Annotated in this window: 14 protein-coding genes; 6 read left to right on the top strand and 8 right to left on the bottom strand. The window is 65.5% G+C overall.

All coding sequences use genetic code 11. The features are described from left to right. Positions 1-4: 4 nt before the first annotated feature. The 5 genes from VHN57_RS16165 to ligK all read right to left on the bottom strand — a co-directional run bounded on the left by VHN57_RS16165 (position 5) and on the right by ligK (position 5,490). A complete protein-coding gene (locus tag VHN57_RS16165; protein ID WP_010337688.1) occupies positions 5-637 on the bottom strand; it encodes a DUF4198 domain-containing protein in 633 nt (210 codons plus the stop codon). Positions 638-648: 11 nt separating this feature from the next. After that, positions 649-2,718, bottom strand: coding sequence for a TonB-dependent siderophore receptor (locus tag VHN57_RS16160; RefSeq protein ID WP_278986412.1), 2,070 nt, complete (start codon positions 2,716-2,718; stop codon positions 649-651). Positions 2,719-2,874: 156 nt separating this feature from the next. Beyond that, positions 2,875-3,762, bottom strand: a complete 888-nt coding sequence (locus VHN57_RS16155) for an amidohydrolase family protein (RefSeq protein ID WP_278986414.1) — start codon at positions 3,760-3,762, stop codon at positions 2,875-2,877. Next, entirely contained in the window at positions 3,759-4,823 is a 1,065-nt protein-coding gene (locus tag VHN57_RS16150) for a 4-oxalomesaconate tautomerase (RefSeq protein ID WP_423284533.1), read from the bottom strand. Before VHN57_RS16150 ends, VHN57_RS16155 begins: the two co-directional genes overlap by 4 nt. Next, the gene (gene ligK / locus VHN57_RS16145) at positions 4,816-5,490 is read right to left on the bottom strand and encodes a 4-carboxy-4-hydroxy-2-oxoadipate aldolase/oxaloacetate decarboxylase (RefSeq protein ID WP_125997440.1); all 675 of its coding nucleotides are present in this window, start codon (positions 5,488-5,490) and stop codon (positions 4,816-4,818) included. The genes VHN57_RS16150 and ligK overlap by 8 nt, the downstream gene beginning before the upstream one ends. 104 nt (positions 5,491-5,594) lie before the next feature. On the opposite strand from ligK, the gene VHN57_RS16140 reads away from it, so the two are divergent. From VHN57_RS16140 to VHN57_RS16115, 6 genes are all read left to right on the top strand, one after another. Continuing rightward, complete coding sequence (locus VHN57_RS16140) at positions 5,595-6,746, top strand: LysR substrate-binding domain-containing protein (protein ID WP_278986429.1); 1,152 nt, start codon at positions 5,595-5,597, stop codon at positions 6,744-6,746. A gap of 64 nt (positions 6,747-6,810) precedes the next feature. Next, a complete protein-coding gene (locus VHN57_RS16135) occupies positions 6,811-7,707 on the top strand; it encodes an NAD(P)-dependent oxidoreductase (protein ID WP_278986419.1) in 897 nt (298 codons plus the stop codon). Then, positions 7,704-8,726 carry an amidohydrolase family protein gene (locus VHN57_RS16130; RefSeq protein ID WP_004208431.1) on the top strand — a complete coding sequence of 341 codons (1,023 nt, stop codon included), beginning with the start codon at positions 7,704-7,706 and terminating at the stop codon, positions 8,724-8,726. The genes VHN57_RS16135 and VHN57_RS16130 overlap by 4 nt, the downstream gene beginning before the upstream one ends. Positions 8,727-8,810: 84 nt before the next feature. After that, positions 8,811-9,215, top strand: coding sequence for a protocatechuate 4,5-dioxygenase subunit alpha (gene ligA / locus VHN57_RS16125; protein ID WP_004208430.1), 405 nt, complete (start codon positions 8,811-8,813; stop codon positions 9,213-9,215). After that, positions 9,215-10,063 carry a class III extradiol dioxygenase subunit beta gene (locus VHN57_RS16120; protein ID WP_278986421.1) on the top strand — a complete coding sequence of 283 codons (849 nt, stop codon included), beginning with the start codon at positions 9,215-9,217 and terminating at the stop codon, positions 10,061-10,063. The genes ligA and VHN57_RS16120 overlap by 1 nt, the downstream gene beginning before the upstream one ends. A 162-nt stretch (positions 10,064-10,225) precedes the next feature. Then, positions 10,226-11,167, top strand: coding sequence for a Gfo/Idh/MocA family oxidoreductase (locus VHN57_RS16115; protein ID WP_097384488.1), 942 nt, complete (start codon positions 10,226-10,228; stop codon positions 11,165-11,167). Between the two features lie 63 nt (positions 11,168-11,230). Here the strand turns inward: VHN57_RS16115 and VHN57_RS16110 are convergent, their stop codons facing one another. The 3 genes from VHN57_RS16110 to VHN57_RS16100 all read right to left on the bottom strand — a co-directional run bounded on the left by VHN57_RS16110 (position 11,231) and on the right by VHN57_RS16100 (position 15,069). Further along, on the bottom strand, positions 11,231-11,458 hold the full coding sequence (locus VHN57_RS16110; RefSeq protein ID WP_010338905.1) for a hypothetical protein: 228 nt from the start codon (positions 11,456-11,458) through the stop codon (positions 11,231-11,233). Next, positions 11,448-11,678, bottom strand: a complete 231-nt coding sequence (locus tag VHN57_RS16105; protein WP_004208426.1) for a hypothetical protein — start codon at positions 11,676-11,678, stop codon at positions 11,448-11,450. Before VHN57_RS16105 ends, VHN57_RS16110 begins: the two co-directional genes overlap by 11 nt. Before the next feature lie 61 nt (positions 11,679-11,739). Further along, complete coding sequence (locus VHN57_RS16100) at positions 11,740-15,069, bottom strand: glycosyl hydrolase (protein ID WP_423284526.1); 3,330 nt, start codon at positions 15,067-15,069, stop codon at positions 11,740-11,742. Positions 15,070-15,073: the final 4 nt, after the last annotated feature.

Here is a 15,073-nt window from a genome sequence, read left to right as displayed (position 1 = left end):
AGTGTCAGTTATTGACGAAGGTCAGCGTGGCGATGTTGTAGAGCGTCGCCACCTTGGCGCCGCGCAGGCTGAGGTCGCCCTTTTCCTCCTGCGTCGCGGTCAGGATGTAGCGGCCCTTTTCCTTGATCGGCAGGGTCACGCGGCCCTGGGCGTCGGTGACGAAGCCCTTCGACCATTTGTCGGGCGAGATCGCGGTTACCTTGACCCCGGCCAGCGGCTTGCCGTCGCGGACCAGCGTGAAGCTGTTGGCGCCTGCAGCGGTCGGCACGATTTCCAGAGGCATCCCGGCCTTGGCCTCGCTGCGGCCGGCGCGCGCATAATAGATCACGCCTTCCTTCTTGCCTTCTTCGCCCCAGGGATCGAACACGCTGTCGTCGATCACGCGCACGTCGCCGGCGGGCACGGCGACCTCGATATAGCCGGCCTTGCGCACCTGCGCGGCGGAGGATGCGGGCACCAGCTTGGGCGCCTTCAGCTTCTCGAACTCGGGATCGCCACCCTCGGGCAGCGGGTCGCCCGGTTCGCCCAGATAGATGCGCGCCGGGCCGGCGCCGTCCCGTTCTACCCACACTTCATGCGCCTGCGCCATTGCGGGCAGGCAGGCGATCGCCAGCAGCGCACTAGTCCATTTCAGCATAGTCTCTCTCCTCAGAAACGGAAGCCGACCGTGCCCATGACGTTGCGCGGCGCGCCCATGAAGCAGTCGCCACGCGCCAGGCAGGACGCGTAGAATTTCTTGTTGAGCAGGTTGGTCGCATTGAGCGCGAAGCGCCAGTCCTGCCAGGTGATTTCCGCCAGCGCGTCGACGGTGGTGCGCGACGGCGTGACGATCGACCAGATCGCGCTGGTCGACACGCTCTTGCCGCTATAGACGACGCCGCCGCCCAGGCGCAGCTGCGCCTCGTCTGCCAGGCCGAAGGTCTTGGTGGACCAGAGCGACGCGGTATGGCGCGGCATATAGTCGAGGCTGGTGTTGGTTTCCGACTTCAGCTTCGAATAGCCATAATTGGCCAGCAGTTCGAAATTGCCGGGCAGGGTATGGCTCGCCTCGATCTCGAAGCCCTTGGTGTTGAGCACGCCCGATTGTTCGGTGCCGCCGGCCGCGAGATAGAGGACGCGGTTGCGCTCCTTGATCTTGAACACGGTGGCGGTGACCAGGGTACTGGGGGCGGGCTGCCACTTCACGCCGGCTTCATATTGGGTGCCGGTCTGCGGCTTGTAGGCATCGCCATAGCTGCCATCGCCATTGTCGATCCGGCCGGCGACCGGCAGGAAGCTTTCGGTGTAGCTGAAGAAGGGCGAGATGCCGGCGCCGATTTCGCCGATGATGCCGGCGCGGAAGGTGGTGGCATTGTCCTTCTGGCCCGAAGAACCGGTCACGCGGTCGCGGCGGGCGCCCAGCACGACCGATACCCGGTCATAGAAGCGGATCTGGTCCTGGACGTAGACGCCCAGCTGCTTCTGGCTGTCGCTGGTGAACGGACCGGTCGGATCATAGGTTGCCAGCGCATCATAATCGATGTCGTACAGGTCGACCAGTTCATAGCCGCCGGCATAACGCTTGGACACCTTGTTCCAGCTATAGTCGATGCCGACCAGCAGCTTGTGCTCGATATTGGCGCCGGTGTTGAAATTGAACTGGACGTTATTGTCGGTCGAAAAGACGTTCATCCGCGCGTCGCTGGCATCGGCCGTCAGCGCGATGGTGCGCCCGTCGGTGCCATAGACCGAGAAGGGATCCTGCGGGTTGGTATAGCTGTCGGCATAATGGGTGTTATATTCTAGGTCGCTGTCGATATAGCGCGCCTTGAGGCTCAGCTTCACATTGTCGGAGAAGCGGTGGGTGATCGAGCCGCCACCCTGCAGCGATCGGCCATCATAGCGATCCCAGCCGGCCTTGCCGACGAAGGTGTAGCGATCGAGCTGCTCGCCCGCGACAGTGTTGGGCATGAAGGTGCCGACGATCGGCAGGAACTGCGACGTCGAACCGGTATCATCCTCCTGATAGAGGCCGGTCAGCACGATGTCGGTATCGGGCGTCGGCTGCCAGCGGATCGAGGGCGCGAACATCACGCGGTCGTCGGGGACATGGTCGACATAGGTGTCGGCGTCGCGGACGCGGCCGACGAAGCGCACTGCCAGATTGTCGGCCAGCGCGACATTGACGTCGCCCATCGCCTCCTTGCGGTCATAGCTGCCATAGACAAGGTTGAGTTCGCCGCGCGTGGTGAAATCGGGCGTCTTGCTGACCAGGTTGACCAGGCCGCCGATCGACCCCTGGCCGAACAGCACCGATGCCGGGCCGCGCAGGATTTCCACGCGCGAGAAATTATAGGGGTCCGACGTGATCGACGCATAATAGCTGAAGATGTCGCGCATGCCGTCGCGGAACTGCAGCGCGTCCAGGCCACGCACATTGAAGCCGTCGACGCGGGTATCGCGGCCATAGGGATTGGCCAGCACGCCGGCTGCATATTTCACCGTGTCGCTGATGCTGATCGCACCCTGCGACAGATATTGTTCGGACGTGATGACCTTGATCGGCTGGGGCAGTTCGACCAGCGCGGTGTCGGTCTTGGACCCGGTGGTCGCGGCGGTGACGACGATGCTGTCTTCGTCGGTGCGGGGGGCGTCCGCAGCGGCCGCCTCTGCCGACCAGGCGGTGCCATGGCACAGCGCGATCAGGGCCGCGCCGCTCAATGCGATGAACTTCTTCATATGGGATCCCCCGTGACTCGTTTATGGGGCGCCCATAGCGATATTGATATTCGTTCGCAATTCTGTTGACTTGCATTTGCGAAAGGGATGTTGCGCAAATGCAACCGGCCGCCCCAGCCGGAGCGGCCGCGTGCTGATTGGAAACCGGCTGTGGCCTTATAATTCCTCGGGCCAGTAGAGCCGCATCGGATTATCGATCAGCAGCTTGCGCTGCAATTCAACCGTCGGGGCGATGCGCGGGATCATGTCGACCAGATGGCCGTCATCGGGGACCGCATCCTGCATGTTCGGGTGCGGCCAGTCGGTGCCCCACAACACGCGATCCTGATAGTCGGCGACCAGCGGCGCGACGGCTTCGGCAAAGGCGTTCCACGGATCACCGGTCGGATCGAGCCGATCCGGGCAGGTCGCTTTGAACCAGATGTCGTCACGGCTGTCGAGGAAGGCGCGGAACGCCTTCATGTCGGCGCCATCCGGCCCCTGGGTCACGTCCGGACGACCCATATGGTCGATCACCAGCGGCACCGGGATCGCGTCCATGAAGGGGCGCAGTTCCTCCAATATGTCGGCCTCGAAATAGATCACCACATGCCAGCCCTTGGGCAGGCGCTTGGCCACTTCGAGGAACTTGTCCTTGGGCGCGTCATCGACCAGGCGCTTGAGGAAATTGAAGCGGATGCCGCGCATTCCGCCCTCATGCAGGGCGGCGAGATCGGCCTCCGAAATGGCCGGATCGACCACGGCGACGCCGCGCGCCTTGCCGTTCGACTTGGCGATGGCGTCCAGCGTTGCGGCATTGTCGGTGCCGTGGCAGCTTGCCTGCACGATGACGTTACGGGCGAACCCCAGATGATCGCGCAGCGCGAACAGCATGTCCGGGCCGGCATCCTCCGGCAGATATTTCGCCTTCGCGCTGAACGGAAATTGCGCCATCGGGCCGAACACATGGCAATGGGCGTCGATCGCGCCGGCCGGCGGCGTGTAGCGCGGTTTGGACGGATTGCCGTGCCAGCTGATGATGCGGCCAAGTTCAGGGGCGGTCATGCGAAAATCTCTCCATCCATCAGCTTGCGCGCGGTGCGCAGCATGGCGGCGCTGATCACCGCGCCACTCTCGTCCAGTTCCATGACACAGGTCGTCTCGCCGGTGGGATGTTCGACCGAGAGTGTCTTGCGGTTGCCCGATGGTATCGAGGCGACTTCGGCTGCGGGCGATCCGTCGATCAGGCAGGCGGTGGCGACGCTGACCGCGCCTAGCACGCCGATCGAGGCATGGGCGCGATGCGGGATGAAGCTGCGCACCGTGACCGCGCCGCCATCGCGCGGCGGGGCGACCAGCATCATCTTGGGCACGGACTTTTCCTTGACGTCGCCCAGGTTCATCCGCTCGCCGACAGCCAATCGGATCGCCTCGATCCGGGCCTTGAGCGCCACGTCCTCGTCCAGCGTGTCGCGGTCCTCATAGCCGGTGATGCCGACATCCTGCGCCTTCATGATGACGCAGGGCATGCCATTGTCGATCAGGGTGACGCGCACGCCCTCCACCTCGTCAAAGGCATTGCCGGTCGGCAGCAGCGCGCCGCAGGAGGAGCCGGCGGTATCGCGAAATTCCAGCGGGATCGGCGCGGTGCTGCCGGGCACGCCGTCTATCTTCGCCTCGCCCTCATAGCGGACCTTGCCGCCGGGCGTCTGCACCGTGGCGATCGCGATCTGTCCGGTATTTTCCATGAAGATGGCGACGCGGGTCTCGCCGTCCTGCGCGGCAACGAGGCCACGCTCGATCGCGAAGGGGCCGATGCCGGCGAGGATATTGCCGCAATTCTGCGCATCGCTGACGATCGCCTGATCGACGAAGACCTGGAGGAAGAGATAGTCGACATCGACGCCCTCCCGATCGGATTTCTTCACCACCGCGACCTTGCTGGTCAGCGGATCGGCGCCGCCCATGCCATCGATCTGGCGCGGGTCGGGCGATCCCATGACCCGCAGCAGGAAGGCGTCGCGCGCGGCGCTGTCGGCGGGCAGGTCTTCCGAAAGGAAATAGCCGCCCTTGGACGTGCCGCCGCGCATCCACATGACGCGGGCGCTGGTCGGGACGTCAGACATATTTCAGGCCCATTTCCTGCAGGCGCGGGCGCATATTGTAGATGTCGAGGCCCAGTTCCCCGGCGGCCAGGCGGACGCGCTTGGCTTCCTCGGCGGCTTCGCGGGCCTGCGCCTTTTCCAGTACGGCGGCGGCATCGGCGCGCGGCACGATGCACACGCCATCATCGTCGGCGATGATCACGTCGCCCGGATTGACCAGCGCATTGGCGCAGACGACCGGGATATTGACCGATCCCAGCGTGCCCTTGATCGTGCCCTGGGCATGGACCGCCTTGGACCAGACCGGGAAGTTCATTTGGCTAAGGTCGCGCACGTCGCGGACGCCCGCGTCGATGATGAGGCCGCGGCAGCCGCGTGCCTGGGCAGAGGTGGCGAGCAGGTCGCCGAAATAGCCGTCGGTGCAGGGGCTGGTCGGGGCGAGCAGCAATATGTCGCCTTCCTTCAACTGTTCGATCGCGACATGGACCATCCAGTTGTCGCCCGGCGGGGCGGAGATCGTCACCGCGCTGCCGGCGATGCGGGCGCCCGGATAGATGGGGCGCATATAGGGGGCGAGCAGGCCCTTGCGGCCCTGGGCTTCATGGACGGTGGCGACGCCCGCCTTGGCGAGGCCATCGATGACGGCGAGGTCCGCCCGTTCGATATTCTGGACGACAATGCCGGACATCAAGCCTTCTCCTAGCGCATAAGTTGACAGCGATGTGGACAGGTGCAGCGCGATGCTCAAATCCGAACTGGAACCAGTGCATAAATTTTTGCTAAGTGTTGGACATGAACCCCGACCAGTTCAATATCCGTCATCTCGCCGCGATGGCGGCCGTGGTGGAGCTTGGCAGCGTCAGCCTGGCGGCGCGCGCGGTGAACCTGACCCAGCCGGCGGTGACCCAGGGGATCGCCAAGCTGGAAGCGCAACTGGGCCTGCCGCTGTTCGCGCGCCAGCCCGGCGGCATGGTCGCGCTGGAGCCGGCGGAACGACTGAAACCCCGGATCGATGCGGCGCTGCGGCTGATCGGCAGCAATCGGGTGACGGCGGCGCAGGTGCGCGCCTTCGTCGCCCTGGCGCGCGGCGGCAGCTATGCGGCGGCGGCGGTGGCGACCGGCGTGGCCGAACCTTCGCTGCATCGGGCGGTCGGCGATCTGGGGCTGGCCCTGGGGCAAAGGCTGGTCGACCGGCGCGGGCGCGGCGTGATGCTGACCAGGGCCGGGACGCTGCTGGCGCAGCGGCTGCGGCTGGCGCTGGCGGAATTGCGGCAGGGGCTGGAGGATCTGGCCGACCTGCGCGGGCAGGAGGGCGGGCGCATCCTGGTCGGCGCGATGCCGCTGTCGCGCGCGCGCCTGATCCCCGATGCGATCGCCCGGTTCCGCACCGATTTTCCGCTGGTCGACATCAGCGTCCATGAAGGATCGCATGCCGAACTGGTCGGCCCGCTGCGCGATGGCGAGATCGACATGATGGTCGGCGCGCTGCGCGATCCCGCCATGGCGCTGGACCTGACGCAACGACCCTTGTTCGAGGATCGACCGACCATCCTGGCGCGGCGCGGCCATGCGCTGGCGGCGGGCTGGGACGCCGATGCGCTGCGCCGCTATCCCTGGATATTGCCGCCGGAAGGCACGCCGCTGCGGCAATTGTGGCAGGCGATGTTCGCGGCGCTCGGCGGCGATCTGCCGGCAGTGCCGATCGAGTGCGGATCGGTGATGACGATCCGGCAATTGCTGGTCGGCGGCGAGTATCTGACCTTGCTGTCGCACGATCAACTGGCGCTGGAGCTGGAGGCGGGGCTGCTGATCGATATCGGCCCGGCACCCGGCGCGATCAGCCGGACCATTGGCCTCACGACGCGGGCCGACTGGCGCCCGACCCGGTTGCAGCAACAGTTCATGGCTGCGATCGATCAGGCTGCAGCACATATGAATTCGTAAAATCTTATACTGATCCAGCGGATTCGATTGGCGGCATCAGACAGGATCCGTCATCCAACCCGCCATGGAGCAGGAAATCGGTCTGATCGGATTTGGCGAGGCAGGGTCCACCTTTGCGATGGCGGGGGACTGGATCGACGCGGCTCGCGTCTATGATATCCAGACCGATGCCGGCGCCACCCGCGATGCGATGCTGGCGCGCTGTGTCAGGGCCGGCGTCCGGGCGGTTCCGACGCTGGCCGATGCCGTCGCGCCCGTCCCCTTCATCCTGTCGCTCGTCACCGCCGACCAGGCGCTGGCCGTTGCGCAGGCCGCTGCCGCCCATATCGCGCCCGGCGCGCTCTATTGCGATCTCAACAGCGTGGCGCCGCAGACCAAGCAGGCGGCGGCCCGCGCGATCGAGGCGGCCGGTGGCCATTATGTCGATGTTGCCGTCATGGCGCCGGTCGATCCGGCCCGGCTGAACGTGCCGCTGCTGGTCAGCGGTGCCCATGCCGATGCCGCGCGGGCAGGGCTGGCGCGGCTGGGCTTCACCAATATCCGCGTCGTCGGGGAGGCCGTCGGCCGGGCGTCTTCGATCAAGATGATCCGGTCGGTGATGGTCAAGGGGCTGGAGGCGCTGACCGCCGAATGCATGCTGGCGGCCGATGCGGCGGGCGTGCTGGACGAGGTGATCGGATCGCTCGACGCCAGCGAGAAGCCGCGGCCCTGGGACATCCGCGCCGATTATAATCTCGACCGCATGATGGTCCACGGGCTGCGCCGCGCGGCCGAGATGGAGGAGGTGGTCAAGACGCTCGATGGCCTTGGCACCGGTTCCGCGATGACGCGCGGCACGGTCGAGCGCCAGCAGGCGATTGGCAGGCTGGGCCTCAAGACGCCGCCCGAAGGGCTGGGCGCCAAGATCGACAGCATCATCCAAGCAAAAGCAGAACAGACAGGAAAGGCCGACGCGGCATGACCATGATTATCGACTGCCACGGCCATTATACCGTGCTGCCCAAGGGGCATGACGCCTGGCGCGAGGAGCAGAAGGCGGCATTCAAGGCGGGCGTGCCTGCCCCCGCCTATCCCGACATCAGCGATGCCGAAATCCGCGAGACGATCGAGGCGAACCAGCTGCGCCTGATCAAGGAACGTGGCGCCGACCTCACCATCTTCTCGCCGCGCGCTTCGGCCATGGCCCCCCATGTCGGCGACGCGGCGGTGGCGAAGGAATGGGCGATGCGCTGCAACGACCTGATCGCGCGCGTCGTCGGCCTGTTCCCCGAAACCTTCGTCGGCGTGTGCATGCTGCCCCAGTCGCCCAAGGCGGACATGGCCAACAGCATTGCCGAGTTGGAACGCTGCGTCGACATGGGCTTTATCGGCTGCAACCTCAATCCCGATCCGGGCGGCGGTCATTTCCAGCATCCGCCGCTCACCGACCGTTACTGGTATCCCTTCTACGAGAAGATGGTCGAGCTGGACGTGCCGGCGATGATCCATGTGTCGGGCAGCTGCAATCCGGCGATGCACGCGACCGGCGGCTATTATATCGCCGCCGATACCATCGCCTTCATGCAGTTGCTGGAGGGCGACCTGTTCAGGGACTTCCCGACCCTCAAGTTCATCATCCCGCATGGCGGCGGCGCCGTGCCCTATCATTGGGGTCGCTATCGCGGCCTGGCCGACATGTTGAAGAAGCCCGACCTGTCGACCCATCTGATGAACAACATCTTCTTCGACACCTGCGTCTATCATCAGCCCGGCGTCGACCTGCTGGCCGACGTGATCGACAACAAGAATATCCTGTTCGGGTCGGAAATGGTCGGCGCGGTGCGCGGCATCGATCCCACCACGGGCCATTATTTCGACGATACCAAGCGCTATGTCGATGCGCTGGACATCAGCGAGGGCGAGCGTGCCGCGATCTTCGAGGGCAATGCCCGCCGGGTCTTCCCCCGGCTCGACGCGCAATTGAAGGCGCGCGGCCTGTAAACCAATCCCCGCGGAGGGGCGCGTTCATCCCCCGGTCCTTTGTTGGAAGGAAGGGCCGGGGGATGGATGCCAAGAGAGGATGAGATGAGCATCGATATCCACGAATATCTCGCCGAGTTCGACGATATCCCCGGCACCCGCGTCTATACGGCGGCGCGGGCGCGTCAGGGCTATTGGATGAACCAGTTCGCGATGAGCCTGATGAAGGCGGAAAACCGCGTCCGCTGGCTGGCCGGCGAGCGCGCCTATATCGACGAATGGCCGATGACCGAGGCGCAGAAACAGGCGATCCTGGACCGCGACTATAATCGTTGCCTGGACCTGGGCGGGAACATCTATTTCCTCGCCAAGGTGTTCTCGACCGACGGCCTCAGCTTCCTGCAGGCGGTCGGCACCATGACCGGGATGAGCCCGGAAGACTATCAGGCGATGATGATCGCCGGCGGCCGCTCGCCTCAGGGCGTCCGCTCCATCAAGGAGAAACGCTGATGGCCCGCATCACTGCCGGCGTCGCCACCAGCCATGTGCCCGCCATCGGCGCTGCCATGGACCTCAAGAAGACCGCCGAGCCTTATTGGCAGCCTTTGTTCGCCGGCTATGACTGGTCGCGGCAATGGATCGTGCAGGAAAAGCCCGATGTCGTGATCCTGGTCTATAATGACCATGCCTCCGCCTTCGACATGAAGATCATCCCGACCTTCGCGATCGGCTGTGGCGAACGCTACAAGCCGGCCGACGAGGGCTGGGGGCCGCGCCCGGTGCCCGACGTGATCGGCGAGCCGGACCTGGCCTGGCACATCGCCCAGAGCCTGATCCTCGACGAATTCGACATGACCATCATCAACGAAATGGATGTCGACCATGGCCTGACCGTGCCGTTGAGCCTGATGTTCGGCCAGCCCGACGCCTGGCCGTGCCGGGTGATCCCGGTCGCGGTCAATGTCGTCACCTATCCGCCGCCTTCGGGCAATCGCTGCTGGCGACTGGGCGAGGCGATCGCCCGCGCGGTTGAGAGCTTCCCCGAGGATCTCAACGTCCAGATCTGGGGCACGGGCGGCATGAGCCACCAGCTTCAGGGGCCGCGCGCCGGCCTCATCAATGCCGAGTGGGATAACCGCTTCCTCGACCTGATGAGCCAGAGCGACGATGGCGAGGCGCTGCGCGCGATCGAGCATATCGAATATCTGCGCGAGACCGGGTCCGAAGGGATCGAGATGGTCATGTGGCTGATCATGCGCGGGGCGCTGGGCGACAAGGTCCGGCCGCTGCACCGCCATTATCATGTTCCCGCTTCCAACACCGCGGTCGGGCACCTCGTGCTCGAACCGACGGACTGAATTTCGGTTCGCACTCCTGCCTCCCCTCCCTTCCAGGGAGGGGCCGGGGGGGGGGGGGGCGAGCGTAGCGAGCCTCCTTCGGAGGCACCCACCCTTGAATAGAGACAGGTGTCTCTATTCAACCCTCCCTGGAAGGGAGGGGCTTTAGATGGAGAAAATTCCATGCGTATTGCACTCGCCGGTGCCGGCGCCTTTGGCGAAAAGCATCTTGATGGCCTCAAGAATATCGATGGCGTCACCGTCACCTCGATCATCGGCCGCGAACTGGAGGCGACGAAGAAGGTCGCCGAGAAATATGGCATCGGCCATGTGACCACCGACCTCAACGAGACGCTGGCGCGCGACGATGTCGACGCGGTGATCCTGTGTACGCCGACCCAGATGCACGCGGAACAGGCGATCGCCTGCATGAATGCGGGCAAGCATGTCGAGGTGGAAATCCCGCTCGCCGACAGCTGGGCCGATGCGCAGGCGGTGCTCGCCAAGCAGCAGGAAACCGGCCTTGTCTGCATGGTCGGCCATACCCGCCGCTTCAACCCGTCGCACCAGTTCGTCCACAACCGCATCCAGGCGGGCGAATTCAACGTCCAGCAGATGGACGTGCAGACCTATTTCTTCCGCCGCAAGAACATCAATGCCAAGGGCGAGCCGCGGTCGTGGACCGACCATCTTCTGTGGCATCATGCCGCGCATACGGTCGACCTGTTCGCTTATCAGGCGGGCAAGATCGTCGCCGCTCACGCGATGCAGGGGCCGATCCATCCGGAACTGGGCATCGCCATGGACATGTCGATCCAATTGAAGAGCGAGACCGGCGCCATCTGCACCCTGTCGCTGAGCTTCAACAATGACGGGCCGCTTGGCACCTTCTTCCGCTATATCGGCGATACCGACACCTATATCGCGCGCTACGACGATCTGGTGAACGGCAAGGAAGAGCCGATCGACCTTGCCGGCGTCGCCATCTCGAACAATGGCATCGAGTTGCAGGACCGTGAGTTCATCAGCGCGATCCGCGAGGGGCGCGAACCCAACAGCTCGGTCGCCAAGGTGTTCGACTGCTATCGCGTGCTGGGCGAACTGGAAACGCAGCTCGCCGGCTGATTCCGATCCCTTCGGGGGCGCAAGGGGGCGTGGATGGCGACAGGCCGTCCGCGCCCTTTGTTGTTAGCGATCGATCAGCGGATGGCGCAGGTGCAGATCGTCGAGCAGTGTCTCGATTACCGATATCTCGCCCGCCGTGCCGCTCGGCGTGAAGGCCCAGTTGCAATGGGGATGGGTGGCGCGGCTATAGATTCGGACCGGACCGATCGCCTTGCGCCAATGATGCTTGCTCTTGCCATGGGCGATCACCAGCCGCGCGATCATCATGTCGATCAGCCGGTCAGACGTCATCGTCCCACCCTTCGATCCCGTCCGCATCGCGATTGCCCGACCAGCTGACCGGGCTGTCCAGATAGGCTTCCAGCTCGCGCCAGTGCCGGTCCCAGCCGGGGCCGCGCCGCGCTTCGGGCACCTGCCGTTCCACCAGCCAGCGGGCGCGGGCCACGGGATTGCCCGCCGGCGCGCGCAGCCGGTCGAGGATGGCGCGGATGCTCTGCTGATCGTCGGTCATGATGACCGCCTGATAGGCGGCGACTTTCCCGCGTTCAAGCGAGCATCCGCGCGACCCCTGCTTATTGTTCCGCCGACAGCGTAACCGGCCCGATCAGGCCCGACGGACGCAGCGGCGCATCGGGGCGATAGGTGGGGGCGGCGGTGAAGGTGATCTTCTGTGCGCCGGGCTGCTGGTCGCCGATCAGGCGATTGACCCACAGGTTCGCGACCTTCACTTCGATCGCGTTGCGGCCGGGCTTCACCAGCTTTCCGACGTTGAGGCGATAGGGGGTGAACCAGCTTGTGCCCGCGACCTGGCCATTGACCCTCACCTCCGCGACATCGCCGACACTGCCCAGATCAAGCCAGAGCGGTGCGCCGACTTTGGCGCCCTTGGGCAACGTAAAGCTGCTGGCATAGGTCGCCTCGCCCGAGAAATAGCGCACGCCCGGATCGCTGCTCTTGTCGAGCGCCGTCAGTGTGGGCATCGCAATCTCGGCCGGCGCGCCGCGACCCGGCTGGAAGCGCACGGTCCAGGGCTGCGACAGGGTGGCGACCGGCTTCACCGCCACCGGCGCGATCGTCCGGCTGGGGGCCTGCGCCGGTTTGCGGAACAGGATGAAGAAGGCATCCTCCGGCCCGACATCGAGCGGGACGACCGTGTCGCTGCCCTCGGTCCTATAGGACAGCGGCGCGGCGCTGCCGTCGATCGCGCGCCAGATTTCCGGCTGGCGGCCAGTGACGCGGAAACGCGCTTCGACATGCTCGGCCTGCGCCTTGCCATTGGTCACATAATAGAGGTCACCATCGGGCAAAGCGCGGTGGAGAAAGCGATAGGCACGGGCATCGCCGCTGCCGGTCACGCGGAAATCGGCGCCGATGCCCGTGCCGGCGAGCGCGGCGTCGACATCGGTGCTGGCGATCACCTTGCCCTTGCCGACCGGCTGGCCGCTCCACAGTTTCGCCACCAGCGCGCGGAAGGCGGCGGGATCATCCTGCAGGCCGGGCGCGCGTTCGGGCGCGGTGCCGATCAGGGTGGCGCCAGCCTCGACCAGCGCGGCGATGCGCTGCAGGGTGGCGAGCGTCATCACCTTGCTCGATCCGCCCAGATACAGCGCCTTGTAGCGCGCCTTGCCGGCGATCAGGTCGCCATCCTGCACCGACGCCTTGCTCGCCAAAATCTCGGCATTGACGAAGTCATAGGCATAATCGCTGGGCAGGTCGGCCGGCACGCCATGCTCGAACAGCGCGGTGATCGGCGCATCCTCGCCATAGAAATAGGCGATGTCGGCATGGTCGCGGCCCTGCTGCAACAGGAAACCAGTGCGCGCCATATAATCGACCCAGGGCTTGGCCATATTGGCCCAGCTTTCGTGGCGATTGAAATATTGGCCGAAAATCATGAGGCTGAGGCCCGGCACCTTGTCATCCACCGGCTGGTGGACGGAGGTGTGGACGATCGGCCGGTTGACGCCAGACACGAATTCCAGGTCGATCACGCGCTTGAGGTCCGCCGGCGCGAAGGCCCAGGGGGCGAAGGCCGACGTCATGCTTTCGGCCGACACGATATTCTGGCCATAGATATGGGCCACCGACGCCGCGCCCTTCATGTCGCCGATCAGCGTCGGGCGCGGTGCGCTGCCGCGATTGAAGGTCCACATCGCCGCCATCGGCACATCGGTATGCGACCGCATCGCCAGGTCGTCGCCCAGCACCGGCCGGCCATTTTCCAGCGCCTCGCCATAGACGGTCAGGCCATGCTCATGCGCGACCTGCGCCACCGTGCCATAATGGGCATCGGCCAGCAGGTCGGCCAGGGTCTGGCGATAATCATGCAGGAAGGCGTCGCTGCGCGCCGCCGATCCCACGACTGCGCCGGTCAGGGTCGGCAGGAAGGGGACGGGATCATAGCCGCGCCGCGCCTTGAACTCTTCCACCATGCGCGGTGTCCAGTTGGACGCGCCGACCTCGATACTGTCGGTCAGCAGCGCGCTGATGCCCTTCTTGCCGATCCAGTCGGCGCCGACCGCATCGCGATACATGGCGAGATAGGTTTCGAGATAGCGGCGCACGGCGGCCGCATCATATTTGTCGACCTCCAGCCCGGTGGCTTCGGGCGTGGCAGGATGGTTGGTCTTGCCGGTCAGCGACCAGCCCATGCGGACGATGCGCCAGCGCGTGCCCTTGGGCGCGGTCCAGTCGAGCGTGCCGTCGGGGCGCAGCCGGTCGGTCAGGTCGATCACCTTGGCCGGATCGATCGCCGGCGCATCGGCCGGACCCATGTTCAGGCGGTTATAATCGGATGCGATGGCATAGCCGGCCTTCGCTTCAAACTGGTCGATCCGCGCCTCTGCCGACAGGCGCAGGTCGCCAATGCCCAGCGTCGGGTTGGCCGGGCGACCGAATACGTCGATCATCACCGCGCCGGGCGCGCCATCGCCCAGGCCCGGCGACTTGGCGGCGTCATTGGGCGACAGGACCAGTCGGAAGCGCTGCGCCGTGACCGGCGCGAAGCTGGTGGTGGAGGCGACTTCGGTCAGCGAGAAGCGACCGAGCGGCTGCCAGCCCTGCGCCGTTTCCGCCTCGATCGTCGGGCGATAGGCGGGGTCACCGAAGGGCGGCCGGGCATGGGGCACGAACAGGCTGGCCGATCGCACCGTGACGGGCTTGCCATAGTCGAGGATCAGTGTGCCGGGATGCGCTTCGTCGCCCTTGGCCATCTGCGCCACGGTTTCCAGATCGCTGTCGCCCAGCGCGGCGGCGCCCGCGACCGGCTGGCCATTGGCGTCGAGGATGCGGGGCGTCGGCAAGGGCATCGCTGCAATCGGATAGGCCAGCACCCGCGCCTCGCCATAGGCGCGCGGCTGGTCCGGTATCTCCGCGTCGCCCGCCAGCGGATCGCTGAACTTCGCGCTCTGGAACGCGCCGGTCACATTGGACGGGGCGGGCAGGGCGCCCTTGACTCGCTGGCCGCCCTCGACCTCGGTTTCGGTCCAGACCAGCTTCTTCATCGCATCCTGCGGCTTGACCCAGGGGCCGCCGGTCTCGCTCCAGCCCGGCGACGCCGCGATGGCGAATTCCAGCCCCTTGGCATCGGCGGTCTGGACGGCGTGGCGGAAGGCGTCCTTCCAGCCGTCGGTCATATAGACCAGCCGTTCCTTGACGATCTGCGGCGTCTGCAGATTGGCGTCGAAATTCTGCACCCCGCCAATGCCGATGCGCGCCAGCCAGTCGAGATCCTTGTCGATCCCGTCCTTGGTCACATTGCCGTTCAGCCAGTGCCACCACACGCGCGGCCGGGCCGACTGCGGCGGATTGTTGAAACCGTCGGCCAGATCGTCGGCCTGGGCGGGCATGGCGAGCGAGGCGCAGGTGAGTAGGGCGGCGAGGCGCAGGGCTTTACAGGTCATGGGC

This window comes from Sphingobium salicis subsp. salicis (assembly GCF_049472635.1).
Lineage (GTDB): Bacteria > Pseudomonadota > Alphaproteobacteria > Sphingomonadales > Sphingomonadaceae > Sphingobium > Sphingobium yanoikuyae_A.
Note: the sequence above shows the minus strand (reverse complement) of the source record. Positions and strands in the feature narration are given on the sequence as shown.

Bases quoted from the DNA above. Each gene is read 5' to 3' on its own strand.
- VHN57_RS16165 (WP_010337688.1), bottom strand. From the start codon at position 637: ATGCTGAAATGGACTAGTGCGCTGCTGGCGATCGCCTGCCTGCCCGCA.
- VHN57_RS16160 (WP_278986412.1), bottom strand. From the start codon at position 2,718: ATGAAGAAGTTCATCGCATTGAGCGGCGCGGCCCTGATCGCGCTGTGC.
- VHN57_RS16155 (WP_278986414.1), bottom strand. From the start codon at position 3,762: ATGACCGCCCCTGAACTTGGCCGCATCATCAGCTGGCACGGCAATCCG.
- VHN57_RS16150 (WP_423284533.1), bottom strand. From the start codon at position 4,823: ATGTCTGACGTCCCGACCAGCGCCCGCGTCATGTGGATGCGCGGCGGC.
- ligK (WP_125997440.1), bottom strand. From the start codon at position 5,490: ATGTCCGGCATTGTCGTCCAGAATATCGAACGGGCGGACCTCGCCGTC.
- VHN57_RS16140 (WP_278986429.1), top strand. From the start codon at position 5,595: ATGAACCCCGACCAGTTCAATATCCGTCATCTCGCCGCGATGGCGGCC.
- VHN57_RS16135 (WP_278986419.1), top strand. From the start codon at position 6,811: ATGGAGCAGGAAATCGGTCTGATCGGATTTGGCGAGGCAGGGTCCACC.
- VHN57_RS16130 (WP_004208431.1), top strand. From the start codon at position 7,704: ATGACCATGATTATCGACTGCCACGGCCATTATACCGTGCTGCCCAAG.
- ligA (WP_004208430.1), top strand. From the start codon at position 8,811: ATGAGCATCGATATCCACGAATATCTCGCCGAGTTCGACGATATCCCC.
- VHN57_RS16120 (WP_278986421.1), top strand. From the start codon at position 9,215: ATGGCCCGCATCACTGCCGGCGTCGCCACCAGCCATGTGCCCGCCATC.
- VHN57_RS16115 (WP_097384488.1), top strand. From the start codon at position 10,226: ATGCGTATTGCACTCGCCGGTGCCGGCGCCTTTGGCGAAAAGCATCTT.
- VHN57_RS16110 (WP_010338905.1), bottom strand. From the start codon at position 11,458: ATGACGTCTGACCGGCTGATCGACATGATGATCGCGCGGCTGGTGATC.
- VHN57_RS16105 (WP_004208426.1), bottom strand. From the start codon at position 11,678: ATGACCGACGATCAGCAGAGCATCCGCGCCATCCTCGACCGGCTGCGC.
- VHN57_RS16100 (WP_423284526.1), bottom strand. From the start codon at position 15,069: ATGACCTGTAAAGCCCTGCGCCTCGCCGCCCTACTCACCTGCGCCTCG.